At 72.3% G+C, this 25,490-nt stretch carries 24 protein-coding genes; 6 read left to right on the top strand and 18 right to left on the bottom strand.

From position 1 onward, the window contains the following. Window positions 1–124: 124 nt before the first annotated feature. Together QIY60_RS24185 and QIY60_RS24180 are read right to left on the bottom strand one after the other, a co-directional pair. A complete protein-coding gene (locus QIY60_RS24185) occupies window positions 125–334 on the bottom strand; it encodes a hypothetical protein (RefSeq protein WP_190089579.1) in 210 nt (69 codons plus the stop codon). 187 nt (window positions 335–521) lie between these two features. Next, the gene (locus tag QIY60_RS24180; protein ID WP_283144300.1) at window positions 522–788 is read right to left on the bottom strand and encodes a hypothetical protein; all 267 of its coding nucleotides are present in this window, start codon (window positions 786–788) and stop codon (window positions 522–524) included. 201 nt (window positions 789–989) lie between these two features. On the opposite strand from QIY60_RS24180, the gene QIY60_RS24175 reads away from it, so the two are divergent. Beyond that, entirely contained in the window at window positions 990–2,213 is a 1,224-nt protein-coding gene (locus QIY60_RS24175; RefSeq protein ID WP_283144299.1) for a serine/threonine-protein kinase, read from the top strand. 123 nt (window positions 2,214–2,336) lie between these two features. On the opposite strand, the gene QIY60_RS24170 is transcribed toward QIY60_RS24175, so the two are convergent. From QIY60_RS24170 to QIY60_RS24135, 8 genes are all read right to left on the bottom strand, one after another. After that, the gene (locus QIY60_RS24170; RefSeq protein ID WP_283144298.1) at window positions 2,337–3,152 is read right to left on the bottom strand and encodes an RNA methyltransferase; all 816 of its coding nucleotides are present in this window, start codon (window positions 3,150–3,152) and stop codon (window positions 2,337–2,339) included. Window positions 3,153–3,216: 64 nt separating this feature from the next. Then, the gene (gene cobA / locus QIY60_RS24165; protein WP_283144297.1) at window positions 3,217–4,446 is read right to left on the bottom strand and encodes a uroporphyrinogen-III C-methyltransferase; all 1,230 of its coding nucleotides are present in this window, start codon (window positions 4,444–4,446) and stop codon (window positions 3,217–3,219) included. Window positions 4,447–4,578: 132 nt separating this feature from the next. Beyond that, window positions 4,579–8,094, bottom strand: a complete 3,516-nt coding sequence (gene cobT, locus QIY60_RS24160; protein ID WP_283144296.1) for a nicotinate-nucleotide--dimethylbenzimidazole phosphoribosyltransferase — start codon at window positions 8,092–8,094, stop codon at window positions 4,579–4,581. Between the two features lie 336 nt (window positions 8,095–8,430). Further along, entirely contained in the window at window positions 8,431–9,648 is a 1,218-nt protein-coding gene (gene cbiE / locus QIY60_RS24155) for a precorrin-6y C5,15-methyltransferase (decarboxylating) subunit CbiE (protein WP_283144295.1), read from the bottom strand. A gap of 113 nt (window positions 9,649–9,761) precedes the next feature. Next, window positions 9,762–10,418 (bottom strand): GNAT family N-acetyltransferase, encoded by a 657-nt coding sequence (locus tag QIY60_RS24150; RefSeq protein ID WP_283144294.1) that lies wholly within the window; start codon window positions 10,416–10,418, stop codon window positions 9,762–9,764. 162 nt (window positions 10,419–10,580) lie between these two features. Then, window positions 10,581–11,444, bottom strand: a complete 864-nt coding sequence (locus QIY60_RS24145; RefSeq protein WP_283144293.1) for a MetQ/NlpA family ABC transporter substrate-binding protein — start codon at window positions 11,442–11,444, stop codon at window positions 10,581–10,583. A 69-nt stretch (window positions 11,445–11,513) separates the two neighbouring features. Beyond that, window positions 11,514–12,182 (bottom strand): methionine ABC transporter permease, encoded by a 669-nt coding sequence (locus QIY60_RS24140; RefSeq protein WP_283144292.1) that lies wholly within the window; start codon window positions 12,180–12,182, stop codon window positions 11,514–11,516. Continuing rightward, window positions 12,179–13,240: an ATP-binding cassette domain-containing protein gene (locus tag QIY60_RS24135; protein ID WP_283144291.1), complete on the bottom strand. Its 1,062-nt coding sequence runs from the start codon at window positions 13,238–13,240 to the stop codon at window positions 12,179–12,181. The genes QIY60_RS24140 and QIY60_RS24135 overlap by 4 nt, the downstream gene beginning before the upstream one ends. Window positions 13,241–13,787: 547 nt before the next feature. On the opposite strand from QIY60_RS24135, the gene QIY60_RS24130 reads away from it, so the two are divergent. Further along, on the top strand, window positions 13,788–14,147 hold the full coding sequence (locus QIY60_RS24130) for a hypothetical protein (protein WP_190089588.1): 360 nt from the start codon (window positions 13,788–13,790) through the stop codon (window positions 14,145–14,147). Between the two features lie 2 nt (window positions 14,148–14,149). Next, entirely contained in the window at window positions 14,150–14,587 is a 438-nt protein-coding gene (locus tag QIY60_RS24125) for a hypothetical protein (RefSeq protein ID WP_283144290.1), read from the top strand. Window positions 14,588–14,714: 127 nt separating this feature from the next. Here the strand turns inward: QIY60_RS24125 and QIY60_RS24120 are convergent, their stop codons facing one another. From QIY60_RS24120 to QIY60_RS24110, 3 genes are all read right to left on the bottom strand, one after another. Continuing rightward, the gene (locus QIY60_RS24120; RefSeq protein ID WP_283144289.1) at window positions 14,715–15,218 is read right to left on the bottom strand and encodes a GNAT family N-acetyltransferase; all 504 of its coding nucleotides are present in this window, start codon (window positions 15,216–15,218) and stop codon (window positions 14,715–14,717) included. A gap of 36 nt (window positions 15,219–15,254) precedes the next feature. Next, complete coding sequence (locus tag QIY60_RS24115) at window positions 15,255–15,749, bottom strand: sigma-70 family RNA polymerase sigma factor (RefSeq protein ID WP_283144288.1); 495 nt, start codon at window positions 15,747–15,749, stop codon at window positions 15,255–15,257. Window positions 15,750–15,831: 82 nt separating this feature from the next. Next, window positions 15,832–17,013 carry a glycerophosphodiester phosphodiesterase gene (locus QIY60_RS24110; protein WP_283144287.1) on the bottom strand — a complete coding sequence of 394 codons (1,182 nt, stop codon included), beginning with the start codon at window positions 17,011–17,013 and terminating at the stop codon, window positions 15,832–15,834. Window positions 17,014–17,268: 255 nt separating this feature from the next. Here QIY60_RS24110 and QIY60_RS24105 point away from each other — a divergent pair, with 255 nt between their 5' ends. Further along, complete coding sequence (locus QIY60_RS24105; RefSeq protein WP_101387443.1) at window positions 17,269–17,940, top strand: lysophospholipid acyltransferase family protein; 672 nt, start codon at window positions 17,269–17,271, stop codon at window positions 17,938–17,940. Window positions 17,941–18,086: 146 nt separating this feature from the next. Here QIY60_RS24105 and QIY60_RS24100 read toward each other — a convergent pair whose 3' ends face one another. Then, complete coding sequence (locus QIY60_RS24100) at window positions 18,087–19,631, bottom strand: MFS transporter (protein ID WP_283144286.1); 1,545 nt, start codon at window positions 19,629–19,631, stop codon at window positions 18,087–18,089. Beyond that, window positions 19,628–20,179 (bottom strand): TetR/AcrR family transcriptional regulator, encoded by a 552-nt coding sequence (locus tag QIY60_RS24095; protein WP_283144285.1) that lies wholly within the window; start codon window positions 20,177–20,179, stop codon window positions 19,628–19,630. The genes QIY60_RS24100 and QIY60_RS24095 overlap by 4 nt, the downstream gene beginning before the upstream one ends. A 116-nt stretch (window positions 20,180–20,295) precedes the next feature. Between QIY60_RS24095 and QIY60_RS24090 the strand changes: the two genes are divergently transcribed. Then, window positions 20,296–20,802 (top strand): DinB family protein, encoded by a 507-nt coding sequence (locus QIY60_RS24090; RefSeq protein ID WP_283144284.1) that lies wholly within the window; start codon window positions 20,296–20,298, stop codon window positions 20,800–20,802. 69 nt (window positions 20,803–20,871) lie between these two features. On the opposite strand, the gene lepB is transcribed toward QIY60_RS24090, so the two are convergent. From lepB to QIY60_RS24075, 3 genes are all read right to left on the bottom strand, one after another. Next, on the bottom strand, window positions 20,872–21,771 hold the full coding sequence (gene lepB, locus QIY60_RS24085) for a signal peptidase I (RefSeq protein WP_283144283.1): 900 nt from the start codon (window positions 21,769–21,771) through the stop codon (window positions 20,872–20,874). Window positions 21,772–21,890: 119 nt separating this feature from the next. Further along, window positions 21,891–23,318: an argininosuccinate lyase gene (gene argH, locus QIY60_RS24080; protein WP_283144282.1), complete on the bottom strand. Its 1,428-nt coding sequence runs from the start codon at window positions 23,316–23,318 to the stop codon at window positions 21,891–21,893. 83 nt (window positions 23,319–23,401) lie between these two features. Then, window positions 23,402–24,595 carry an argininosuccinate synthase gene (locus tag QIY60_RS24075; protein WP_190089597.1) on the bottom strand — a complete coding sequence of 398 codons (1,194 nt, stop codon included), beginning with the start codon at window positions 24,593–24,595 and terminating at the stop codon, window positions 23,402–23,404. Between the two features lie 173 nt (window positions 24,596–24,768). Here QIY60_RS24075 and QIY60_RS24070 point away from each other — a divergent pair, with 173 nt between their 5' ends. Next, on the top strand, window positions 24,769–25,479 hold the full coding sequence (locus tag QIY60_RS24070; protein WP_283146054.1) for a L,D-transpeptidase family protein: 711 nt from the start codon (window positions 24,769–24,771) through the stop codon (window positions 25,477–25,479). The last annotated feature ends 11 nt before the right edge of the window (window positions 25,480–25,490 follow it).

Genomic DNA, 25,490 nt, shown 5'->3' with positions numbered 1-25,490 from the left:
GGACGGCTCCCCAGCCGTCCGGGCAACGCCTTTTTACTGCCGTCCGCCGCACCCCCGTCCCCACGGGGCTGAAAATGGCCGGATGTCCCCGACCCGGTCCGCTCTACCGGGTCCGGGGCGCCGCTCAGCGCCCCAGCATCACGCCCACGGACGACGCTTGTGTGACCACCGCGTCCCAGCCGCCGAAGACGACTGTCAGCAGGGCCGCCAGGGGAAGGGCCATGGCCGTCGCCACCAAGGGGTGGCGCGGACCGGACCGGCGGGCGCCGAACGCCGCGGCGTAAGCCCTGCGTCCTCGCGTGCGGAGAACCGTCCGCGTTGCCGTGTCCGCCATGGTCCCTCTCCTGTCGATTGGACAGCGGCGGGCGTCTGACCTCGGGGGACGAGTGCTGCGCCCGCCGCTTGACTTCAACATTAGGGAAACGGCGGCCGCCGGGCGTCATGCCCTCGTACCGATTGCCGGGCCTCCCAGGGGATGAGTGGGTCCCCACTCTCGTACTCCCCTGGGTGGAGACGGGGTCCTAGGACTTGGGGTCTTCCCGGAGGGGACGGGACTGCGCCTCCGACGCGTCCTCCCTGGGGACGGGCTGCTCGACCAGGGCCAGGACCCGGTTCGCCATGAAGCGCGCGGTGCGCACCACCGTGCCGCTGCGGGTGACTTCGCTCACTTCCACCACCCCTCTGCGGACCGCCGTCTCCACCCTGCGACCCGCCCGGCTTGCCACCACTTCGTACGTCCGTGTCGTGTCACCCGCGTCCACGACTATCTCCACTCGGTCACCCTTCACTGATCCAATCCCCCTTCTGCGCCGGACGGTTGGGATCACGCTCGCGCCGCCGCGCCCCGCACGGCGGCTCGCTGACCACTCTTCAAGTTTCCCACCGGGCACTGACAATCGATGGGTGCGCGAGGGCGCGGCCTATGAGCACACCGGCCCGGGGGTACGTAAGCTGTGCCACGTCAACAGGACCGGGCAGCGGGGATGAAAATGGCGATGATGCGGCTCCGGCGCGAGGACCCGCGTGTCGTCGGCTCGTTCCGGCTCCACCGGCGCCTCGGCGCGGGTGGCATGGGTGTCGTCTACCTCGGCTCCGACCGGCGCGGCCAGCGGGTCGCGCTGAAGGTGATCCGGCCGGACCTCGCCGAGGACCAGGAGTTCCGCTCGCGCTTCGCCCGCGAGGTGTCGGCGGCCCGGCGCATCCGCGGCGGCTGCACGGCCCGGCTGGTCGCGGCCGACCTGGAGGCCGAACGCCCCTGGTTCGCGACGCAGTACGTGCCCGGCCCCTCGCTCCACGACAAGGTCGCCGAGGAGGGCCCGCTGGCCGCGGCCGAGACCGCCGCGATCGGCGCCGCGCTCTCCGAGGGACTGGTGGCGGTCCACGAGGCCGGTGTGGTGCACCGGGACCTCAAGCCGTCCAACATCCTGCTCTCCCCCAAGGGCCCCCGGATCATCGACTTCGGCATCGCCTGGGCAACCGGGGCCTCCACGCTGACCCACGTCGGCACGGCGGTGGGCTCGCCGGGCTTCCTCGCGCCCGAGCAGGTGCGCGGCGCGGCGGTCACGCCCGCCACGGACGTCTTCTCGCTGGGCGCGACGCTGGCGTACGCGGCGATGGGCGACTCGCCCTTCGGGCACGGCAGTTCGGAGGTCATGCTCTACCGGGTCGTACACGAGGAAGCGCAGCTGCACGGGGTGCCGGACGCGTTGGCGCCGCTGGTGCGGGCCTGTCTGGCCAAGGACCCGGAGGAGCGTCCCAGCACGCTCCAGCTCTCGATGCGGCTCAAGGAGATCGCGGCGCGGGAGGCGCAGGGCGGCGGCCTGGACGCGCGCCCGCCCGCCCAGCGCGACCGCTCCGAGGCGGACCGCCCCACCGGGCGGCTGAACGAGCGCACCGAGCGGTACGAGCACGACGAGCGCACCCAGCGCTACACGGACACCGGGCGGGGCACCGGCGCGGGGCAGCGTCCCGGGGCACCGCGTCCCAACGGGCCGCGCACCGGTGGCTCGCGGGCGCCCGCGCCGCGCAACGGCGCGCGCCCGGCCAGCCGTACGAACGGGACCAACGGCCGCCCCGGCACCCGTCCGGGCGCCCGGACCGGCACGGGCCGGCTGCGCCCGGCCAACCCCCGGCTGCTGCGCCAGCGGCTGATCGTGTTCTTTGTTGTCACGCTGATCGTGGCGCTGGGGATCGCTGCGGCGCAGCAGCTTTAGCGTTCCACTGGTGGTGTGGTTGCCGATTCGGCTGCGGGCCGTCTGTGGTTGCTCGCGCAGTTCCCCGCGCCCCTTACAGGGCGCCCAGCACGGCATCCAGACCGCCATGAAGCCGTTGGCGCGCTACTCCGGGCGGCCCGTCGCCACCGCGTAGAAGGCTACTGCCGCCGCCGCGCCCACGTTGAGCGAGTCGACGCCGTGGGCCATCGGGATGCGGACCCACTCGTCGGCCGCGACCAGGGCCTGGGTGGAGAGCCCGTCGCCCTCCGCGCCGAGCATCAGGGCCACCTTGTCCAGCCGGTGGGGCGCCGCCTCGTCGATGGCGGAGGCCTTCTCGTCCGGGGTGAGGGCGAGCAGCCGGAAGCCCGCCTCGCGCACGGTCGCCAGGCTCTTGGGCCAGGACTCCAGGCGCGCGTACGGGACGGAGAAGACCGCGCCCATGGAGACCTTCACCGAGCGGCGGTAGAGCGGGTCGGCGCAGTCCGGCGAGAGTAGCACCGCGTCCATGCCGAGGGCCGCCGCGCTCCGGAAAATTGCACCGATATTCGTATGGTCGTTCACGGCTTCCATCACCGCGACCCGTCGGCTGCTCGCGAGGATCTCCTCGGCCGTCGGCAGCGGCTTGCGCTGCATCGAGGCGAGGGCGCCGCGGTGCACGTGGTAGCCGGTGACGCGCTCGGCCAGGTCGGGGCTGACCGCGTAGACCGGCGCCGGGAGTTCGTCGATGACGTCGCGCATGACGTCGACCCACTTGGCGGAGAGCAGCATGGACCGCATCTCGTAACCGGCGTCCTTGGCGCGTCTGATGACCTTCTCGCCCTCGGCGATGAACAGGCCCTCGGCGGGCTCGCGCTTGCGCCGCAGCTCGACGTCGGTCAGGCCCGTGTAGTCGCGCAGGCGCGGGTCGTCGGGGTCGTCGATGGTGATGAGATCAGCCACAGGGTGATACTGCCTTGTCCTGGGTGTGGTGCCAACGGCCCGGACCGAGATCCGTTACCGCGGGTTACGTAGTGGGTCGGGCAGGGCCCACGGCGACGACGTCACCGATCACGATGACGGCCGGCGGCCGCACGTCCTGCGTGGTCACAGTCTCCCCCACCGTGGCGAGGGTCGCGTCGACCCGGCGCTGGGCGGCGGTGGTGCCCTCCTGGACGAGGGCCACGGGGGTGTCGGGGTTCTTGCCGTGGGCGATCAGCGTCCGGGCGATCGCGCCGATCTTGTCGACGCCCATCAGGATCACCAGCGTGCCGGTGAGCCGCGCGAGCGCCTCCCAGTCGACGAGCGAGCGCGCGTCGTCGGGGGCCACATGGCCGCTGACCACGGTGAACTCATGGGCCACGCCCCGGTGGGTGACGGGGATCCCGGCCGCGCCCGGCACCGAGATGGAGCTGGAGATGCCCGGGACGACCGTGCACGGGATGCCCGCGTCGGCGAGCGCCTGGAGCTCCTCCATGCCGCGGCCGAAGACGTACGGGTCGCCGCCCTTGAGCCGGACGACCGCCTTGCCCGCCTTGGCGTGCTCGATCAGCGCGTTGTTGATGGCTTCCTGGGCCATGAACCGGCCGTACGGGATCTTCGCCGCGTCGATCACCTCGACGTGCGGCGGGAGTTCGTCGAGCAGGTCGCGCGGGCCGAGCCGGTCGGCGATGACCACGTCGGCCTCGGCGAGCAGCCGGCGGCCGCGCACGGTGATCAGGTCCGGGTCGCCGGGGCCGCCGCCGACGAGGGCGACGCCGGGCGTCCGGGTGCGGTGGTGCGGGGCGACCAGGGTGCCGTCGCGCAACCCCTCGACGACCGCGTCGCGGATGGCGGCGGTGCGGCGGGGGTCGGGGGCGCCGCCGGTGAGCACGGCGACCGTGACGCCCTCGCTGCGGCCGGTGGCCGGGGTCCAGGCGGTGGCCTGGGTCGCGTCGTCGGAGCGCACGCACCAGACGCGCCGGCGCTCGGCCTCGGCGGAGGCGAGGCGGTTGGCCTCGGTGTCGCTGCTCGCGATCAGCGCGTACCAGGCGTCCGCGAGGTCGCCGTCCTCGTACGGGCGGCGGTGCCAGGTGATCTCGCCGGTGTCCGCCATCGCCTCCACGGAGGGGGTGGCGGACGGGGAGACCAGGACGATGTCGGCGCCGGCCGCGATCAGGGCCGGGAGGCGGCGCTGCGCGACCTGGCCGCCGCCGATGACGACGACGCGGCGGCCGGTGAGGCGCAGGCCTACGGGGTACGCGGGGTGTTCTGCCATGGCGGGTGGCTCCTGGTGCGGCGTCGTCGAAGGCCGGGGCGTCGCCCCGGACCCCATTGTCTGCGGACCGTCGCCCGGCGCGCCCCCCGTTCCGTACTGCGGAACGGGCGGGCACGCCGGGTACGACAGCGGCTACTTCTCGGTAACTCCGGCCGAGTCGAAGGTCGCGACCTCGTGCATCGCCCGGGCCGCGCTCTGGACCAGCGGCAGGGCGAGGAGGGCGCCGGTGCCCTCGCCGAGGCGCAGGTCCAGGTCGACCAGCGGGCGCAGGCCCAGCTTGTTCAGGGCCGCGACGTGGCCGGGCTCCGCGCTGCGGTGGCCCGCGATGCACGCCGCCAGGGCTTCCGGTGCGATGGCCCGGGCGACCAGGGCCGCCGCGCCCGCGCTCACGCCGTCCAGGATCACCGGCGTACGCAGCGAGGCGCCGCCGAGGATGAAGCCGACCATGGCCGCGTGCTCCAGGCCGCCGATCCCGGCGAGGACGCCGATCGGGTCGGCCGGGTCCGGGCTGTGCAGCTCCAGGGCGCGGCGGACCACGTCGACCTTGCGGGCGTGCGTCTCGTCGTTGATGCCGGTGCCGCGGCCGGTGACCTCGGCCGGGTCGACGCCCGTGTAGAGGGAGATCAGGGCGGCCGACACCGTGGTGTTGGCGATGCCCATCTCGCCCGTGAGGAGCGCCTTGTTGCCCGCCGCCACCAGGTCGCGGGCGGTCTCGATGCCCACCTCGACGGCCGCGACGACCTCTTCGCGGGTCATGGCGGGCCCGGTGGTCATGTCGCCGGTGCCGGGGCGCACCTTGCGGGGCAGCAGCCCCGGGGTGGCCGGGAGTTCGCTCGCCACGCCCACGTCGATGACGCAGACCTCGGCGCCGACCTGGTTGGCGAACGCGTTGCAGACCGCGCCGCCGCCCAGGAAGTTGGCCACCATCTGGCCGGTGACCTCCTGCGGCCAGGGGGTGACGCCCTGGGCGTGCACCCCGTGGTCGCCCGCGAAGATCGCCACGGCGGCGGGCTCCGGGATCGGCGGCGGGCACTTGCGCGACAGACCGCTGAGCTGTGCGGAGATGATCTCCAGCATGCCGAGCGCACCGGCCGGCTTGGTCATCCGCTTCTGCCGCTCCCACGCCTCGCCGAGCGCCTTGGCGTCCAGCGGGCGGATGGTGGCGACGGTCTCCTGGAGCAGGTCGTGCGGGTCCTCGCCGGGCAGGGCGCGGCGGCCGTACGTCTCCTCGTGGACCACCCAGGACAGCGGGCGCCGCTTGGACCAGCCCGCCTGCATCAGCTCGGGCTCCTCCGGGAACTCGTCCACGTACCCCACGCAGAGGTAGGCGACGACCTCCAGGTGCTCGGGCAGGCCGAGCGCGCGGACCATCTCGCGCTCGTCGAAGAAGCTGACCCAGCCGACGCCGAGGCCCTCGGCGCGGGCGGCGAGCCAGAGGTTCTCGACGGCGAGCGCCGAGGAGTACGGGGCCATCTGCGGCTGGGTGTAGCGGCCCAGGGTGTGGCGGCCGCCGCGGGTGGGGTCGGCGGTGACCACGATGTTCACCGGGGTGTCGAGGATGGCCTCGATCTTCAGTTCCTTGAACTGCTTGGCGCGGCCCTTGGGCAGCGACTTCGCGTACGCGTCGCGCTGGCGCTGGGCGAGCTCGTGCATGGTGCGGCGGGTCTCGGCGGACCGGATGACCACGAAGTCCCAGGGCTGCGAGTGGCCCACGCTGGGGGCGGTGTGCGCGGCCTCCAGGACGCGCAGCAGCACCTCGTGCGGGATGGGGTCGCCGCGGAAGCCGTTGCGGATGTCGCGCCGCTCGCGCATCACGCGCAGCACGGCCTCGCGCTCGGCGTCGGCGTAGCCGGGGGCCGGGGCGCCCGCCTCGGCGTAGACGTCCTCGGCGTCGGCGCCTTCCGCCTCCGGGGCGGCTTCGGCCTGGAGGGGCTCGCCCTGCTCGACGGCCTCGGCGGCCGGGGCGATCTCCTCGGCTGCGTCCTCGTCGTCCTCGATGATCACGGGAACGGGTGCGGCCTGCTCGGGCTCGGGCTCGGGCTCGACGGCCAGGAGCTCGGGCTCGTCCGTGACGAGCACGGGAGCCGGTGCCTCGGGGGCCGCCGGGACCGTCTCGGGCCGCGGCTCCGGGACGGACTCGGAGCGGGGTACGGGCACGACCGGCGTCGCGGCGGCCGGGACGGGCACGGGCTGCGGCTCGGTCGCGTCCGGCTCCTGGACCTGGGTCCGCTCCTGGACGTGGGTCCGCTCCTGGACCTCGGCCACGGGCTCGGCGGGCGCGGGGGCCTCGACGGGCTCCACGACCTCCGGCGCCACGGCGACCGGGGCGGGCACGGCCTCGACGACCACCGGCTCGGGCTCGGCCGCGACCACGGCGGCGACCGGCTCGGCCACGGCGTCCTCGGCCTCTTCCACGACCACGGGGCCCAAGGCGATGGGCGCCACCGGTGCCACGGGCTCGGCGACGACCTCGGCCACCGGCTCCGGCTGCGCGGCTTCGGGCTGGGGGGACTGGGCGGGCCGCACCGGCTGAGGGGCCTGCGACGGCGGCTCCGCCGAGGTGGCGGCCATGACCGGCCCGGCCACCGGCTCGGCGGCGGGCACCGCGATGGGCTCGGGCACGGGCACGGGCACGTGCTCGGCGGCGGGTGCGGCGACCGGCTCCACCGGCGACGGGGCCAGATGCGGCCCGGTCGGGACCGAGCCCTCCACCGGCACGAACTGACCGACGGCGGGCGGCTGTACGGCAGGTACCGGCGCGACGGGCGAGACCGGCGACACCGGTGCCATGACCGGCGACGGCTGCTCGGCGGCGGCGACGGCGTGGACCGGCACCCCGGCGGGCGCGAGCTCCTCCGGGACGACCGTTTCTGCGGCGCCGACCAGGCCGTTCGGTGACTGCTGGGGCTCAGGCTGCGCGAGGGACGGCTGGGGCCGCACGGCCTGCGGCACAACGGCCTCGGCCCGTACGGGCTCGGGCTGCCGGACCCGCTGGGCCTGCTGCGGCTCGGGCGCGGGCTGCGGCGCCGGGGCCTCGACGGCCTCCTGCGGCGCCACGGACTCCCACGGCGTCGCGCCCTGCGGCGGGAGCTCGCTCAGCTGGGGGCCGGGCAGCGGCGCGGGCGCCTCCTCGCGGGGCACGTCCAGGTATTCGGGACCGGTGGTCGGCGGGCCGGGGGTGCGCATCGGGGCCGGGTTCACCGGGGCGCCGGTGGCCGGGCCGCGGTCGGCGAGGGACCGTACGACACCGCCGGAGGCGTCGGGCATCGGCGGGCCCATGTGCAGCGGGCGGCGGGCGGGCGGGGGCGTCGCGGACGGGGTGCGCACGGCGCCCAGGTCCACCGAGCCGGAGTCGCGGCCGCCGGCCTCGTGGGCGCCGGGCTCGGCGGGCTGCTCCGGGGCGGGGGCGGCGTGCGCCGGGGACGGCACCGGCACGGGGGCCGCGAGCGGGGCGGGCGCGGACTGCGGGTCGATCCAGGCGCCCTGGGCGCCCGGCATCAGCAGGAGGTCGTCGTCGTCCGCGCCGAGCGCCGAACCGTCGGAGGGGTCGAGGAAGGTGTACGCGCCGGGAGCGGGGACGCCCGGCTGCTCCACCATGCCTGCGTCCTCCGGCAGCCCCTCGCCCGGGACCTGGCCGGTGTCAGTCATGCGTACCCCTCGCCCATCTGTAGTGCTTCTTCGGCCTGCGCCCGGGGACCGCCCACGCACGGAGCGCCCCGCACCCGTCAACAAGAACGAGCGGGCACGCCGCGCGGTGCGAACGGCCCGCGAACACACAGCATTCTCGCGGGAGATCGCCGACCTGGCGCCCCGTCTCGGCCACGGAACGTGTGGGGTGCGCCACGTTGCGCTTCCCCGGGATCCGACGTACCGCGACAGGGCTCCAAACCGGTTCCCCATTCCGGACATTGACGAACGTAGCGCCGAACGGCCCGGTGCGGTACAACAGTCGGCCAGCCTACCCCGGACGACACGCCGGAGAGATCACGGGGACCTTTCCCGGCGCCTGCCGGAGAGCAGGAATACGACCGAGCGTTCGCGTTCCGACCAGGCGGTCGTGTCCAGCTCCACGGACTGGAGGAGGGCGCACTCCACCTCGTACCCGCCGGCTTCGAGGGCGGCCCCGATCGCCTCGGCGCCGTCGCGGGTGGCGGCGTGCGCGACGATCCGCTCCGGGCGGCGGTCGGCGCAGGCGGAGACGACCTCCGCTCCCCCGCCGCCGACGCGGACGACGTCGGGTTCGGGCAGCGACTCCAGTACGTGCGGGGCGCGGCCCGCCCGCACCTGGACCTGGACGCCGAAGCGGCGGGCGGCGGCCTCGGTGCGGGCGCAGGCGTCCGGGTCGGCGTCGACGGCGATGACGGCGGCCCCGAACCGGGCGGCCTCGGCGGCCAGCGCGCCGCTGCCGCAGCCGATGTCCCAGACCAGGTCGCCGGTGCGCGGGCCGAGCCGGGCCAGCTGGGCGGCGCGCAGACCGGCCGATTCGCCCGGGCCGAGTCCGTCCCCGTACTCGTGCGCGGGCAGCGCCCAGCCGCGGACCTGCTGCGGGTGGCCGGGGTCGCGTCCGGCGATCCAGCCGGGTCCCGGTACGGCGCCCTGGCCGCCGCCGATGACGATGACCAGGTTGGGGTCGCGCCAGGCGTGGTCGGCGACCTTGTCGGAGGTGAGGACGGTGACCTGTTCGCGCTCGCTGCCGAGCTCCTCGCAGATGACGAAGGTGCGGTGGACGCCTTCGAGGAGCAGGGCGAGCTCGGCGGGCCCGGCGCCCGGCGAGGTGAGGACGGCGACCTTGGTGTGCGCCCGGCACACGTTGACGGCCCGGCGCAGGGTGCGGCGGTGGGCGACGACGATCTGGGCGTCGTCCCAGGGCATCCCGGCCCGGGCGAACGCGGCGGCCACGGCCGAGACGGCGGGCACCACTTCGACTTCCAGGCCGTGCTCGGGGGCGCGCAGGGTGCGTACGACGCCGAAGAAACCGGGGTCCCCGTCGGCCAGGACGACCGCGCTGCCGCGGTGGCCGGCGATGCGGCGGGCGGCGAGGTCGACGCTGCCGAGGCGGATCCGCTCGGCGCGCGGGGGCACTTCGGGCAACGCCAGGTGGTGGGCGGCGCCGGCCACCAGGGTGGCGGCGGACAGCGCGGACCTGGCCGCCGGGGTGAGCGGCGAGCCGTCCCAGCCGATCACCGTGACGCGGTCGGCCATCGTCGTCAGTCTCCTGGAGTTGTCGCAGGTCGGGGCGGCCCCGGTGGGCCCGGCCAGGGTGAGGGTACCTGGTGCGGCGGGGGTGCGGGCGGGCGAGCGGGAGCCGGGCCGACTCAGTTCCAGTCGGCGTACGAGGCGTATCCGGCGTCCGCGAGCTGGTCGGCGACGCCGTCCAGGTCCTCGGGGAGCAGGCTCCACACGATCAGGTCGGTGCGGATGTCCGCCCAGCCGCCGTCCTCCGTCTGCGTGCGCGCTATCCAGGCGTTGCGCAGCACGCCCTCGCTGATGCAGCCGATCTTCTGCGCGACCTGCTGGGAGGCGGTGTTGTCGGCGGCGGTGCGCAGCTCGACGCGCTCGAAGCGCTGGTCCCTGAAGAGCCACTGCGCGGCGGCGAGCACGGCCTCGGTGGCATAGCCCTCGCCGCGCGCCCAGGGGGCGACGACGTAGCCGACCTCGGTGGCCAGGGTGCGCCAGTTGGTGTTCTGCAGGTGGACGACGCCGACCAGGCGCTGGGTGAGGAACTCGGTGACGGCGAAGACGATCCCGCGCCCCGAGGTGCGCTCGGCGGGGGCGTGCAGGCGTACGAACTCCAGGGCGTCGCGGGCCGTGTAGGGGTGGGGCACGGAGGTCCAGGCGATGACTTGCTCGTCGTTCATCATCTCGATGTGCGCCGGGATGTCGTCCTCGTCGAAGGCGCGCAGCACCAGCCGGTCCGTGCTGATGGAGATGTCCGGGAACACCGGGGTCGGGGTAGTCATGTGCCGCTCCATGCCGGGGGACGGTCGTCAGGCCGTAAAGGCACAGCATGCAGCATCGGCGCGGGGATGTGCATGGCCGGGGGGATGCCTGGGAGATGGACCACAGCGCCGGGGCCCCGCGCACCGTGCGGTGTGCGGGGCCCCGGCGCTGTGTCGGGAACTGACCGGCGGGGGTCAGGACTTGACGGCGCCGAAGGCCGGGATGACCGAGCCCTGGTACTTGTCCTGGATGAACTTCTTGACCTCGTCGGAGTTGAGGAGCTGGGCCAGCTTCTGGACCCGCGGGTCGGCCTCGTTGCCCTTCTTGACGGCGAGGAAGTTGGCGTACGGGTTGGCGTCCGCCTTCTCCAGGACGAGCGCGTCCTTGGCCGGGCTGAGCTTGGCCTCGATGGCGTAGTTGCCGTTGATGACCGCGGCGTCGACGTCGTTCAGGGCGCGGGGCAGCGTGGCGGCCTCGATCTCCTTGAACTTCAGGCCCTTGCTGTCCTTGATGTCGGAGAGCTTGGCGGAGGTGCCGACGCCGTCCTTGAGGGTGATCAGGCCGTTGCCCGCGAGCAGCTGGAGCGCGCGGCCCTCGTTGGTGGTGTCGTTCGGGACGGCGATCGTCTGCCCGGAGGCGATCTCCTTCACCGACTTGACCTTCTTGGAGTAGAGGCCGAGCGGCTCCAGTTCGACGTTCACGACCGGCACGATCGTCGTGTGGTTCTTCTTGTTGAAGTCGTCGAGGTACGGCTTGTGCTGGAAGAAGTTGGCGTCGACCTGGCCCTGCTGGGTGGCGGTGTTCGGCAGGACGTAGTCCGTGAACTCCTTGACCTCCAGCTTGAGTCCGGCCTTCTCCGCCAGGTTCTTCTTGACGAAGTTCAGGATGTCGGCGTGCGGGGTCGGGGACGCCGCGACGACGAGCGCCTTGGAGGTGTCGGCCGAGGCGCCCTTGGCGCTCGACGTCTTCGGGTCGGAGGAGGTGCCGCAGGCGGTGAGGCCGAAGGCGAGCGCGGCGGTGGCGGCGGCAGCAGCGGTGATCTTGATGTTGTTACGCACGAAAAGTGCCTCTTCCTGGTGATGCGGTCGGTCGCCCGGACAAGGAGTGCGGGCTCTGCGGAGAGAAGTTCAGGAGGTACGGCCCCGGCGGGCCAGGAGTCGTACGGCGCCGTCGCCGATCAGCTGGATCACGGTGACGATGGCGATGAGCACACCGACGGTGATGAGCATGAACTGCGTCTCGAAGCGCTGGAATCCGTAGGTGATGGCCTTGGAGCCGAGGCCCTCGCCACCGACCGCGCCGGCCATCGCCGAGTAGCTGACCAGCGTGATCACGGTGGTGGTGAGCCCGGCGATCAGCGAGGGCAGCGCCTGCGGGAGCAGCACCTTGCGGACGATGGTCGGGATGGAGCCGCCCATCGACTGGACGGCCTCGACCAGACCGTGGTCGACCTCGCGGATCGCGGTCTCGACGAGCCGGGCGAAGAACGGGATGGCGCCGACGGCGAGCGGCACGATCATCGCGGTGGGGCCGATGAAGGTGCCGACCACCCAGGTGGTGAAGGGGATCAGCGCGATCAGCAGGATGATGAACGGCATCGAGCGGCCGATGTTCACGATCACGCCGATGACCTTGTTCACCGGGCGGTTCTGGAGCAGCCCGCCCTTGTCGGTGAGCACGAGCAGCACACCGAGGGGCAGTCCGCCCGCCACGGTGACCAGGGTGGACCAGAGCACCATGTAGAGGGTGTCGATGGTTCCCTGGGACAGCAGCGGCTGCATCTCGGACCAGCTCACTTGGCACCTTCCTTGACCACGAGGGGGGCGGCGCCCTGCGCCGGGATCTCGATGTCGGATTCGACGACGTCCACCTGGAGTCCCTGCTCGCGCAGGAAGCCGACCGGGACGACGTTGTCCTCGTACCGACCGGGCAGCTCGATGCGCATCCGGCCGATCTGCCGGCCGCCGACGGTGTCCATCGCGGCGCCGAGGATCGAGATGTCGACGTTGTACGTGCGCGCCAGCTGCGAGATGACCGGCTGGGTGGCCGACTCGCCGTGGAAGGTCACGTCGACGACGGTCCGCTCGGGGCCGGTGGCCTCGCCGGTCACCGGGAACAGCTCGGCGGCGAGCTCGGAGCCGGGCGTGGCGAGGAGTTCGCCGACGGTGCCGGACTCGACGATCTGGCCCCGCTTCATCAGCGCGGCCGAGTCGCAGACCGTCTTGACGACGTCCATCTCGTGGGTGATGAGCAGCACGGTGAGGCCGAGCTGCTGGTTGAGGTCGCGCAGCAGCTGGAGGATGGAGCGGGTGGTCTCCGGGTCGAGCGCGCTGGTCGCCTCGTCGGAGAGCAGCACCTTGGGGTCGCCGGCCAGGGCGCGGGCGATGCCGACGCGCTGCTTCTGGCCGCCGGAGAGCTGGGCGGGGTAGGCCTTGGCCTTGTCGGCGAGGCCGACCAGGTCGAGGAGTTCGAGGGCCTTGCGGGAGCGCTCCTTGCCGGAGACGCCGAGGATCTCCAGCGGCAGTTCGATGTTGGCCTGAACGGTACGCGCGGAGAGCAGGTTGAAGTGCTGGAAGACCATGCCGATGCGGCTGCGCGCCTGACGCAGCTCCTTGCCGGCGCGGCGGCCGCGCCCGGCGAGCGCGGTGAGGTCGACGCCGTCGACGGTCACCGTGCCGGTGGTCGGCCGCTCCAGGAGGTTGACGCAGCGGATGAGGGAGGACTTGCCGGCGCCGCTCTGGCCGATGACGCCGAAGACCTCGCCCTCGCGGACATGGAGGTCTACGCCGTCCAGGGCGGTGACCTCGCGGCCGCGCGACTGGTAGACCTTGGTGAGGCCCGTAGTGGTGATCACAGGATTTCCGTCACTGTCGAGTGCGCGGCGCGGTGTCCGCCGGGCACGGTGCATTCGTGTTCGGGACGCGTCACAGCCACATCGGTGGTAACCGGGAGGCATGGCGTGCGCGGGCATGGCTCATGGGTCTCGCTTCGGGGCGCGAGGCTCAGGCGGGGGCCCTCAGAAGGCGCACATTCGACACATACAACGAGCACCGGGCGTGGTCATCGCCTCGGTCGCAAGGGTGCGGCTGCTCGTCGTGGTCATGCATGAAGTAAAGCAGAAGGAGCGAAGAGCGGATCAGCGCTGTCCGCATTCCGGACAGCCATGGACCGCCATACGGACGCGTCCAGGACGGCCGACGGACGGCACAGGCACCCCCGCCCACCCCCTCTCCCCCGTCTGGCCTGGGCCGATACGGAAGGCACCGGCCACCCGCCGACAGCGGCGACGACACCCCGGCCCGAGGCGTCCTGTGGCCAAGGCCACGGTGGCCCGATCGCCCCGGCCGGTCCGGCCCGGGGCGGGCGCATCGGGCGCTTCGGGCCGTAATACGCTCGTTCCCATGCTTGACGCCCTGACGGTCGCGGTCGCCGCCGCCGCGCTCGCCCTCGCCGCCTGGTGCGGCTTCGCCGCCTACCGGGACCAGCCCACCAAGGACTGGCACTTCATCGGCATGGCCGTGGTCTCCGTGCTCGCCCTGGCCCAGCTGGTGGTCGGCATCGTGCAGCTCGGGCGGGGCGAGCGGCCCGACCAGGGCATGGCGATCTTCATCGCCTATCTGGTGGGCTCGTTCGCGGCGGTCCCGGCGGCGGGTCTGCTGTCGCTGAGCGAGCGGACCAAGTGGGGCTCCGTGACGGTCTCGGCCGGCGCGGTGGTGCTCGCGGTGCTCGAAGTGCGTCTCTACGACATCTGGGGAGGGTGACCGTGGCCGAGTCCACCACCGAGTCCACCGGGCGGAACGAGTCCGACGGCAGGAAGCTGGGCAGCGGCCCCGGCCGCGTACTGGTCTGGTTCTACGGGGTGTTCACCGTCGCCGCCGCCTCCCGCTCGATCGTCCAGATGATCCAGGACTTCGGCAAGGCACCGCTGGCGTACGTGCTGTCGGCCGTGGCGGCCGTGGTGTACGGCTTCATCACGTTCTCGCTGGTGCGCGGCGGCGAGCGGCTGCGGCGCACGGCGCTGGTGTGCTGCGCGGCCGAGCTGGTCTTCGTCCTGACCGTGGGCACGTGGACGCTGGCGGACAAGTCGGCGTTCCCCGATGCCACGGTCTGGTCGGACTACGGAGCGGGCTACTTGCTGATCCCGGTGATCCTGCCGGTGCTCGGCATGCTGTGGCTGCGCCGCAACAGGGCTGCCGCCTGAGGGTGCTTTGTCCGCGGACCGTGCTGGGTTGCTCGCGCAGTTCCCCGCGCCCCTAGGTATTTAGGGGCGCGGGGAACTGCGCGACCAGCCACAGCGGGCCCGCAGTCGAACGACCACCAGTGGAGCGCTACGCGCTGGCCACGAACTCCCGAGCCGCCGCATCCTTCTCCAGGGTGACCACAGACAGCCCGGGACTCAGCGCCTCCGTGGCGACGGGCGCGTACCCGTGCTTCCGATACAGCCGCAGATTGGACTCGCTGCGATGCCCCGTGAAGAGCCGGAACCGCTTGGCCGACAGCTTCCCGGCGAAGTGGTCCTCTATGGCGCTCAGCAGCCGGCTGCCCAGACCGTGCCCCTGCATCCGCGGGTGCACGATCAGCTTGTCGATCCGGCCGGTGCCCGACGCGTCCACGCTGCCTCTGACCGAGGCGACCACCTCGTCTCCGAGCCGCGCCACCAGCGCGTACCCGCTGCCGAGCTCACTGCGCAGGCCGTCGAGTGTCTGGGTGAGCGGCTCGATGGAGTAGTCGCCGTACAGCTCCGCCTCGCTCTGGTAGCAGAGGTACTGAAGCTTGAGGATCTGCTCGCAGTCGCCTTCACGCGCCGCAGAGATGGTCACGCTCATGCCCATGTGTGCATGCCTTCCGCTCACCTGTCCGCCGGTTGTCTAACGCTCCCTTCCCCGCAGGCCAGGAGCCGCAACCTCCGCCGCGAGCATTCTGCGCAGGCATCCCAGGCAACGGGAACGCATCGGCCCCAGACTCCCCTGTGAGATATCCAACTCCCCTGCGATTTCGCGGTAAGTGAGGTCGCTGGGCGAAAGAAGTGCGGTCAGCAGGCGCGGGCAGTTCCCCGGAGTTCTGGCCACGGCCGTACGCAGAGCACGGCTCAGCTCCTCGCTCAGAACCCGGCGTTCCGGGCCTGATTCCGGGTCGGCGGCCGGTTCCGCGGCGAACGGCAGTTCGCGCCGCGCCCGGCGACGGGCCCGTCTGACTTCCGCCCGAACGGCCCAACGCACCCAGGGCACGGGGTCCGCCGGACGGATTTCGAGCAGACGCACCCAGACGTCCTGTTCGAGGTCTGCGGGGTCGACTCCGGCGCCCGGCGCCTCCGCGGCGGCCTCGGCGGCCAGCAGCGGGCTCAGCTCTTTGACGAGGTCCATGCCGGGCGGGACGCGACCGCCGCGCGAGGCGGTTTCGACGGCGGCCGCATCTCACCCGTAAGTGAGGACTCGTATACGAGAGCTACCGGTACGGGGACTGGCGCTTCGCCCGGAAGTCTGCCGCCGCCAGCAGCGCCGTGTCCGCGTTGTCGGAGAACACCGCGTCGATACCGGTCGCGAAGTACGCCTTGAAGGCCCCGAACGCGTCCCCGTACGCGTTCGGGTCGGTGCCGCGCCGGAAGTCGGCGGGCAGGAAGGCGTTCTCGTTTCGCATCGTGTACGGGTGGAGGATCAGCCCGTGCGCGTGGGCGTCCGCGACCAGGGTGGTCGGCTTGGTGAGCCGGCCCGCCGCGTCCTTGGGGACGATCAGGTCCAGGGTGGGGCCGATGCCCTGCGCGTACGAGGCGATCCACTTCAGGCCCGCGGGCTTGACCAGGTCGTCGGTCGTGCGCGGGTCGCCGCTCACCACGAAGTCCCAGGGCTTGGTGCCCTTGCCGGAGAGCAGCACGACCGACGGGGTGTCGACCAGTCGGCTCAGCCGCTGGATGCTGCTGGGCTCGAAGGACTGCAGGAACTGCGGGGAGTCGGCGCGGTGGCGCCCGTACCGGCGCAGCAGCCGCGCCACCCGGTCCTCCAGCGGAAGGCCGAGCTTCCGGAAGTAGGTGGGGTGCTTGGTCTCGGTGTGCAGCCAGATGCGACGGCCCAGGCGGCGGCCCTCGCGCTCGGCCCACTGGAGGACCTCCTCGAAGGTGGGCACGTCCCAGCGGCCGTCGTAGAGCGTGTTGCGCTGGCGGACGGCGGGCAGCCGCTCCTTGGCGCGCAGGGTCTTCAGCTCGGCGAGCGTGAAGTCCTCGGTGAACCAGCCGGTGACGGCCACCCCGTCGACCGTCTTGGTGGCCTTGCGGGCGGCGAACTCGGGGTGGTCGGCGACGTCCGTGGTGGCGGTGATGTCGTTCTCGTGACGGCAGACCAGATGCCCGTCCTTGGTGGGGACGAGGTCCTGCTCGATGACGTGGGCGCCGAGGTCCAGGGCGTGCTGGTAGGAGCCGAGGGTGTGCTCGGGGCGGTACCCGGCGGTGCCGCGGTGCCCGATCACGTACGGGACCGGCAGGTCCTTGTACGTGCCGTGGCGGCGCGCCTCGCCGTGCTCCTGCCGGGTCTGCGCGCTCGCGGCCGCGGCGGGCAGCCCGGCGGCCGCCGTGCCCAGAACCGCCGCGCCGAGCACCGTGCGCCGCCCGGGGCTCATCCGCTCACCCTGTGTCATGAACGCTCCTTGGAAGTGTGCTGGTTCCACGTGTCCCGCACCTGTCAACGGGAGGGGTCGAGCGTAGGCGTACCGCCCTTAAGGAGGGGAGCCCCCACGGCCAATGGGGGTGGAACGTGGCGCGAACACGCGTCAACATCGCGTATCCACTCCGTGAACCCGATGTGCGATCGGGCGCGTGCCGCGAGTATCGTCCTCACCTGCGCGGACCTCACTCCCGTGCGGACCCGTCAGCCCACGACACCGGAGGAAGCGTTGTCCCGACTCGCGCTCATCAAGGCAGTGCTCGGACCGATCATGCGCCTGATGTTCCGTCCGCAGGTGGAGGGCGCCGAGAACATCCCCGGGACGGGTCCGGTCATCCTCGCGGGCAACCACCTGACGTTCATCGACTCGATGATCATGCCGGTGTGTCTGGACCGTCCGGTGTACTTCATCGGCAAGGACGAGTACGTCACGGGCAAGGGCCTCAAGGGCCGGCTGATGGCGTGGTTCTTCAGCGGCGTCGGCATGATCCCGGTGAACCGCGACGGCGGGCACGGCGGGGTCGCGGCGCTGATGACGGGGCGTCAGGTCCTGGAAGAGGGCAAGGTCTTCAGCATCTACCCGGAGGGCACCCGCTCCCCCGACGGCCGTCTGTACCGCGGCCGCACCGGCATCGCGCGGCTGACCCTGATGACCGGGGCGCCGGTCGTGCCGTTCGCGATGATCGGCACGGACAAGATCCAGCCGAGCGGGGCGGGGCTGCCGCGGCCCGGCAAGGTGACGGTCCGCTTCGGCGAGCCGATGGAGTTCTCGCGGTACGAGGGCATGGACCGGGACCGCTATGTGCTGCGGGCCGTCACGGATTCGGTGATGGCGGAGGTCATGCGGCTGTCCGGGCAGGAGTACGTCGACATGTACGCCACGAAGGCGAAGGCGGCGTAGCCGCGGCTTTCAGGGGCGCGGGGAACTGCGCGCTCAGCCCAGCACGGTCCGCAGGCGAGGAGGTTGCTCTTCGAGTGCGGACCGTCTGTGGTTGCTCGCGCAGTTCCCCGCGCCCCTAGGGGGTCCCTGGCGGAGCCGCACGCAAGCTACGGGTGTTCCAGGCCCTCCTCCAGGCGTTGGCCCCGCAGCAGGAACCACGCCGCCACCGCCGTCGCGAACAGGACCGCGCTGCCGACCGCCGCCGCCGTCTGGAAGCCGTCCGTGAAGGCGTCCCGGGCGGCGGACAGCAGGGGGTCCGCCTGCTCGGCCGGGAGTCGCGCGGCCGCTTCCACCGCGCCGCCGAGCGAGTCGTGGGCCTCCGCGGAGACGCCCGCGGGCAGGTCCGCCGGGGCCGTGAAGCCGCGGTAGATGCCCGTGACCACGGAACCCAGGAGCGCGATGCCGAGGGCCGCGCCCAGCTCGTACGCCGTCTCCGAGACCGCCGACGCCGCCCCCGCCTGCTCCTTCGGCACGCTGGAGAGGATCACGTCGGCGGTGACCGTGAAGGCGAGACCGGCTCCGAGGCCGCCCACGAACAGCGCGATCCCGAGGGCGAGGACACCCGTGTCGGCCGATACCGCCACACAGGCCGCGAGGGCCGCGCCGACCGCCGCCAGACCCACGGCGACCGCGCTGCGCACCGAGGCCCGGCGGGCCACGTAACCCGCCGCGAGCCCCGCGCCCACCGCGCCCACGGCCGCGGGCAGTTCGATGAGACCGGCCTCCAACGGCGAGCGCACCTGGACCAGTTGGAGGAACTGGGAGAGGAAGAACACCAGGCCCGACAGGCCAAGGATGGTCAGCAGATCGGCCAGGACCGCGCCGGAGAAGCCCCGGTGGTGGAAGAGCCGCATGTCGAGGAGCGGTGAGTCCAGGGTGAGCTGGCGGCGTACGAACCAGATCAGGGCCAGCACGCCCACCAGCGCCACCCCGCCGATCTCCAGGCCGAAGCCGTTGACCGCCGCCTCCTTCACCGCGTACACGATCGCGACCATGCCCACCAGCGACAGCAGGACGCTGACCAGGTCCCACGGGCCGGGGTTGGGGTCGCGCGACTCGGGGAGCAGCTTGCTGCCGACGAGGACGAGGACGGCCATCACCGGCAGGTTGATCAGGAAGACCGAGCCCCACCAGAAGTTCTCCAGGAGGAAGCCGCCGACGACCGGCCCGACGGCCGCGCCCGCCGAGGCCGCCGCGCCCCAGATGCCGACGGCGAGGCTGCGCTCGCGCGGGTCGTGGAAGATGTTCCGGATCAGCGCAAGCGTGGACGGCATCAGGGTCGCGCCCGCGACGCCGAGCAGCGCCCGCGCCAGGATCATCATCTCGGGGCTGGAGGCGTACGCGTTGAGCACCGAGACCGCGCCGAAGGCCACCGCGCCGCAGAGCAGCAGCCGCTTTCGGCCGATCCGGTCGCCGAGGCTGCCCATCGAGACGAGCAGGCCCGCGATGACGAACGAGTAGACGTCGCCGATCCACAGCAGCTGCGGGCCGGACGGCTTCAGGTCCTCGCTGAGGAACGGGGTGGCGAGGCCGAGCACGGTCGCGTCGACCGCGACGAGGAGCACGGCCAGTACGAGCACGGCGAGGGCGAGCCAGCGGCCCGGGTGGCGCACGTCGTGGCCGGATTCGGCCCGCCGGTCGGTACTGGTCATTTCTCCACGCTCCGTCGCGCTCCGCCGAGCAGCAACTCGACGATCATGTACTGGAAGTCGTTGGCGGCCACCCGGCCGACCTGGACGGCCCAGGCGCAGGTGCCGATCAGGCCGTACAGGGCCTCGGTGAGCCAGGCCGGGGTGAGGTCGATACGGAACTCGCCCCGCTCCTGGCCGCGCCGGAAGAGCGCGGAGACGCGGGCGTCGAGGCGGGCCCAGCCCTCGTTCATCTGGTCGCCCTCGAAGAGCTGGTTCTCGGTGACCAGGAAGGCGAGCAGTCCGGCCGCGGGCTCCACCTCGGCGATCAGCCGGCGCAGCGCGTCGGGGGCGGGCCCCTCGTCCAGCCGGGCCGCGTCCAGGGCGGCTTCGAACTGCTCGATGCCGAAGTTCTCCAGCGCCCTGACCAGCGCGTCGCGGCCGGCGAAGTGGCGGTGCAGGGTGGCGCGCCCGATGCCGGCGGCGCGGGCCACCTCGTCCATCGTGGCGGTCGATTTGCGGGAGAGCAGGGCGGCTGCCGTACGCAGCACCTGGTCGCGGTCCACGGTCATGAGACAACCATAGACCGAATGAGACGTCACCGTCTCATTCGAAAGCCTGTCGACTCGCGGCTCCTCGCTCACTAGCCTGGCGGGCGGCCCCTCAACACCCTCGGAAGGAACCCGAAGTGACCGACAACCGCGTGCCGCCGCCCCTGCTCGCCGGTGAGCGCGAGACGCTGCGGGCCTTCCTCGACTACCACCGCGCGACGCTCGCGATGAAGTGCGAGGGCCTGACCGACGACGAGCTGCGCGCCAGGTCCATGCCGCCCTCGACGCTCTCGCTGCTCGGTCTCGTACGGCACATGGCGGAGGTGGAGCGCACCTGGTTCCGCAAGGTCGTCAACGGCGAGGACATCACGCTGGTCTACTCGGACGTGGACGACTACCAGGTGGCGTACGACGCGAGCGGCGCCACCCGGACGGACGCGTTCGAACGGTGGCAGGCCGAGGTCGAGCACTCCCGCCGCATCGAGGGCGCGGCCGAGTCGCTCGACACGGTCGTCCATGCCGCCCGGTGGGACACGGACGTCTCGCTGCGGCTCGTGATGGTGCACGTGACACTGGAGTACGCCCGGCACAACGGCCACGCCGACTTCCTGCGCGAGGGGATCGACGGCGTGGTCGGGGCGTAAGCGCTCCGCCAGTAGCGCGGTGATTCGGCTGCGGGCCGTCTGTGGCCGGTCGCGCAGTTCCCCGCGCCCCTACAGGGCGCGGGTGCTGCGGCGACGCCTGCGCAGCAGCACGATCGGGGCCGCGCCGAGCAGGCCGAGCGCGGCCGGCGCCGCCGCCGCGACCGTGCCGATGCCCGACTGGCCGAAGGTGCTCGGCACCGGAAGCGTGTCCCAGCGGTTGACCGGCCAGGCGATGACGAGCGCGCGCCCCACGACCTTGTCGACCGGCACCGAGCCGCCGCCCGGCTGCTCCTGGTGGTAGCGGGAGTCCGCCGAGTTCTGCCGGTGGTCCCCCATGACCCAGATGCGGCCCTTGGGCACCGTGACCTTGAACTGGCTCTCCGGGTCCGTGCTGCACGGGGTGTTCCCGGCGAAGACGTACGGCTCGTTCAGGTCCTTGCCGTTGACCTTCAGCGGGCCCGTGCCCTTGCACTCCACGGTGTCGCCGCCGACCGCGACGACCCGCTTGATCAGGTCCTTCTCCTCGGCGGACGGCATCAGCCCGACGAAGCTGAGCACCTTCTGCACGGCGTTGGGCTGCGGCGTCGGCTCGCCCTGGAGCCAGTTGCCCGGGTCGTGGAAGACGACGACCTCGCCGCGCTCGGGCTCGGAGCCGAACCACGGCGTCAGCTTGTCCACCAGGACGCGGTCACCGCGCTGCAGCGTGTTCTGCATCGAGTCCGAGGGGATCGAGAACGCCTGCACCAGAAACGTTTTGATCAGCAGTGCGAGGATCAGCGCGATGCCGATGAGCAGCGGCAGCTCCTTCCAGAAGGAGCGCTGCTTCTTGGGGCCGGGGTCCGAGTCACCCGCCTCGGGCTCCGTCGCCGTCCCCTCGGTCCCCTGGGGCCGGTCGAGCCCCTCGGGTCCCTGCTGGGGCCGCTCGGCCTCCCCGTGTCCTTCTTGCGCGCCGACCGCCACGTCCCCCACGTCCACTCCCTCACCGCCGAAGGGACCATGGTCGCACGAAACGGGTGCCGCTGATCGACATCGGCAGGCCACTCCATCCGTACGGGGCATGCGCGGCGCGCACACCCCGTACCGGTATGTCAGTTCTTGGCGGTGGCCCAGGCGTGCTGGACGGTCAGGTCGGCCTTGACCTCGGCGAGTTGGACGGCGACGGCCGAGGGGGCGGTGCCGCCGCGGCCGTCGCGGGAGGCGAGGGCGCCGGGGACGTTCAGGACGGTCCGCACCTCGGGCGTCAGATGCTCGGAGATCTTGGCGAACTGGTCGTCGGTGAGCTCGTCGAGCTCGATCCCCTGCGCCTCGCAGACCTTGACGCACTCCCCCGCGACCTCGTGCGCCACCCGGAACGGCACGCCCTGCTTGACCAGCCACTCCGCGATGTCGGTGGCGAGCGAGAAGCCCGCGGGCGCCAGCGCCTCCATGCGCTCCCGGTTGACCGTGAGGGTCGCCATCATCCCGGTGAACGCGGGCAGCAGCACCTCCAGCTGGTCGCAGGAGTCGAAGACCGGCTCCTTGTCCTCCTGGAGGTCCCGGTTGTACGCGAGCGGCAGCGCCTTCAGCGTCGCCATCAGACCGGTCAGGTTGCCGATCAGACGGCCCGACTTGCCGCGCGCCAGCTCCGCGATGTCCGGGTTCTTCTTCTGCGGCATGATCGAGGAGCCGGTGGAGAAGGCGTCGTGGAGGGTGACGAAGGAGAACTCCTTCGTGTTCCAGATGATGACCTCCTCGGCGATCCGGGAGAGGTTGACGCCGATCATCGCGGTGATGAAGGCGAACTCCGCCACGAAGTCGCGGGAGGCCGTGCCGTCGATGGAGTTGGCGACGGAGCCGTGCTCGAAGCCGAGGTCCTTCGCCACCGCCTCCGGGTCCAGGCCGAGGCTGCTGCCCGCGAGCGCGCCCGATCCGTACGGCGAGACCGCCGTGCGCTCGTCCCACTGCCGCAGCCGCTCGGCGTCCCGGGACAGGGACTGGACGTGGGCCAGCACGTGGTGGGCGAAGAGGACCGGCTGGGCGTGCTGGAGGTGGGTGCGGCCGGGCATCGCCACGTCGGGGTGCGCCTCGGCGAGGCCCACCAGCGCGTCCTGGAGCTCGGCGATCAGGCCGCCGATGATCCGGGCGTGGTCGCGCAGGTACATCCGGAAGAGCGTGGCGACCTGGTCGTTGCGGGACCGGCCGGCCCGCAGCTTGCCGCCGAGGTCGGGGCCGAGGCGTTCGAGCAGGCCCCGCTCCAGGGCGGTGTGCACGTCCTCGTCGGCGATGGTGCCGGTGAACGAGCCGGCGGCGACATCGGCCTCCAGCAGGTCGAGCCCCGCGATCATCCGCTGGAGCTCGTCCTCGGTGAGCAGACCCGCCTTGTGGAGCACTCGGGCGTGAGCGCGCGAACCGGCGATGTCGTACGGCGCGAGCCGCCAGTCGAAGTGGACCGACGCCGACAGCTTCGCCAGCGCCTCGGCCGGACCGTCGGCGAACCGGCCGCCCCAGAGCCGGACGTCACCGTTGTTGCTGCTCACAGCTACTGCTCCTCACAAGGGTGGATATGCGGCCGCCTCCCCGCCGCGGAGGATCGGGGAGGCGGCCGTACAACGAGTCGGGGTTAGGCCAGGTCGCGCTTGGCGGCGATCTTCGAGGAGAGGCCGAAGATCTCGATGAAGCCCTGCGCCTTGGACTGGTCGAAGGTGTCGCCCGAGTCGTAGGTGGCGAGGTTGAAGTCGTACAGCGACTCCTCGGACTTCCGGCCGGTGACGACGGCGCGGCCGCCGTGCAGGGTCATCCGGATGTCGCCGGTGACGTGCTGGTTGGCCTCGTTGATGAAGCCGTCCAGGGCGCGCTTGAGCGGGGAGAACCACAGGCCGTCGTAGACCATCTCGCCCCAGCGCTGCTCGACCTGCCGCTTGTAGCGGGCGAGTTCGCGCTCGACGGTGACGTTCTCCAGCTCCTGGTGGGCGGTGATCAGCGCGATCGCGCCCGGCGCCTCGTAGACCTCGCGGGACTTGATGCCCACGAGCCGGTCCTCGACCATGTCGATCCGGCCGATGCCCTGGCCGCCGGCCCGCTCGTTGAGCTGCTGGATCGCCTGGAGCACGGTGACGGGCTTGCCGTCGATGGCGACCGGGACGCCCTCCTTGAAGGAGATGACGACCTCGTCGGCCTCGCGCTGCTCGGCCGGGTTCGAGGTGTACTCGTAGATGTCCTCGATCGGCGCGTTCCAGATGTCCTCCAGGAAGCCGGTCTCGACGGCCCGCCCGAAGACGTTCTGGTCGATGGAGTACGGCGACTTCTTGGTGGTGGCGATGGGGAGGTTCTTGGCCTCGCAGAAGGCGATCGCCTTGTCCCGGGTCATCGCGTAGTCACGGACCGGGGCGATGCACTTCAGGTCGGGGCCGAGGGCGGCGATGCCGGCCTCGAACCGCACCTGGTCGTTGCCCTTGCCGGTGCAGCCGTGGGCGACCGTGGTGGCGCCGTGCTTCTTGGCGGCGGCCACCAGGTGCTTGACGATGGTCGGCCGGGAGAGGGCGGAGACCAGCGGGTAACGGTCCATGTACAGGGCGTTGGCCTTGATCGCCGGGAGGCAGTACTCGTCGGCGAACTCGTCCTTCGCGTCCGCGACCTCGGCCTCGACGGCACCGCAGGCGAGCGCGCGCTTGCGGATGACGTCCAGGTCCTCGCCACCCTGGCCGACGTCCACGGCAACGGCGATGACCTCGGCGCCCGTCTCCTCGGCGATCCAGCCGATGGCGACGGAGGTGTCCAGACCGCCCGAGTAGGCGAGTACGACGCGCTCGGTCACGGGTTTCTCCTTACGGTGCATTCGGTGATGGGTATAACTATGCAGTGCTCCGTATGTTTTGTCAACGAGAGGTCCAGTGAGAGGGGTGAGGGGGCGCCGGGAGCCCGGCCGGGGTAACGGTTGGATCCCCTGAGAGGACGTCAGCGGGTGGGCCGCGTACGGTCTCGGGCATGATGCGTACCGCTCTCGCGCTCGGCGCGGCCCTGCTCGCGCTCGCGACCCCGGCCGCCGCCGCGGACTCCTGCCCGTTCCGCTCGCCGAACCTGCCCAACCGGATGGCCGACACCGGCGGCGGCACCCAGCTGATCACCGCCGAGGCGTCCTCCACCGGCGCCACCACGGGCACGGTGACCTGGTGGAACAAGCGCGGGCCGCTGTGGGTCGCGGCGGGCCGGGCCGAGGCCAGGTTCGGCTCCAACGGGCTGGTCGAGGGCACCGCCCGCAAGCAGGGCACCAGCACCACCCCGACCGGCCTCTACGACCTGCCGTACGCCTTCGGCACCACGGCCGCGCCCACCGGGACCCGGTTCTCCTACCGCCGCGCCACCGACAAGTCGTGGTGGTGCGAGGACACCGCCTCGCAGGCGTACAACCGCTGGGTGGAGGGCCTGCCCGCCGACTGCCGCGCCGGCGAGTCCGAGAAGATCACCGCCTTCCCCACGCAGTACGCCCGCGCCCTGGTGGTCGGGTTCAACTACGACCAGCCGGTGCGCGGGCGGGGTGCGGGGATCTTCCTGCACGTCAACGGGAAGGGGGCGACGGCCGGTTGCGTGTCCGTCCCGGCGGACGCGATGGCCCGCATCCTGGCCTGGGCGGACCCGGCCAAGCACCCCCACATCGCGATCGGCACGGCGTCCGGGCCGACCGCGATCACACGGTACTGAACCGCGTCCTG

Source organism: Streptomyces sp. BPTC-684 (genome assembly GCF_030028635.1).
In the GTDB taxonomy this organism is placed as follows: Bacteria; Actinomycetota; Actinomycetes; order Streptomycetales; family Streptomycetaceae; genus Streptomyces; species Streptomyces noboritoensis.
This window is presented reverse-complemented; position numbering and strand designations above follow the sequence as displayed.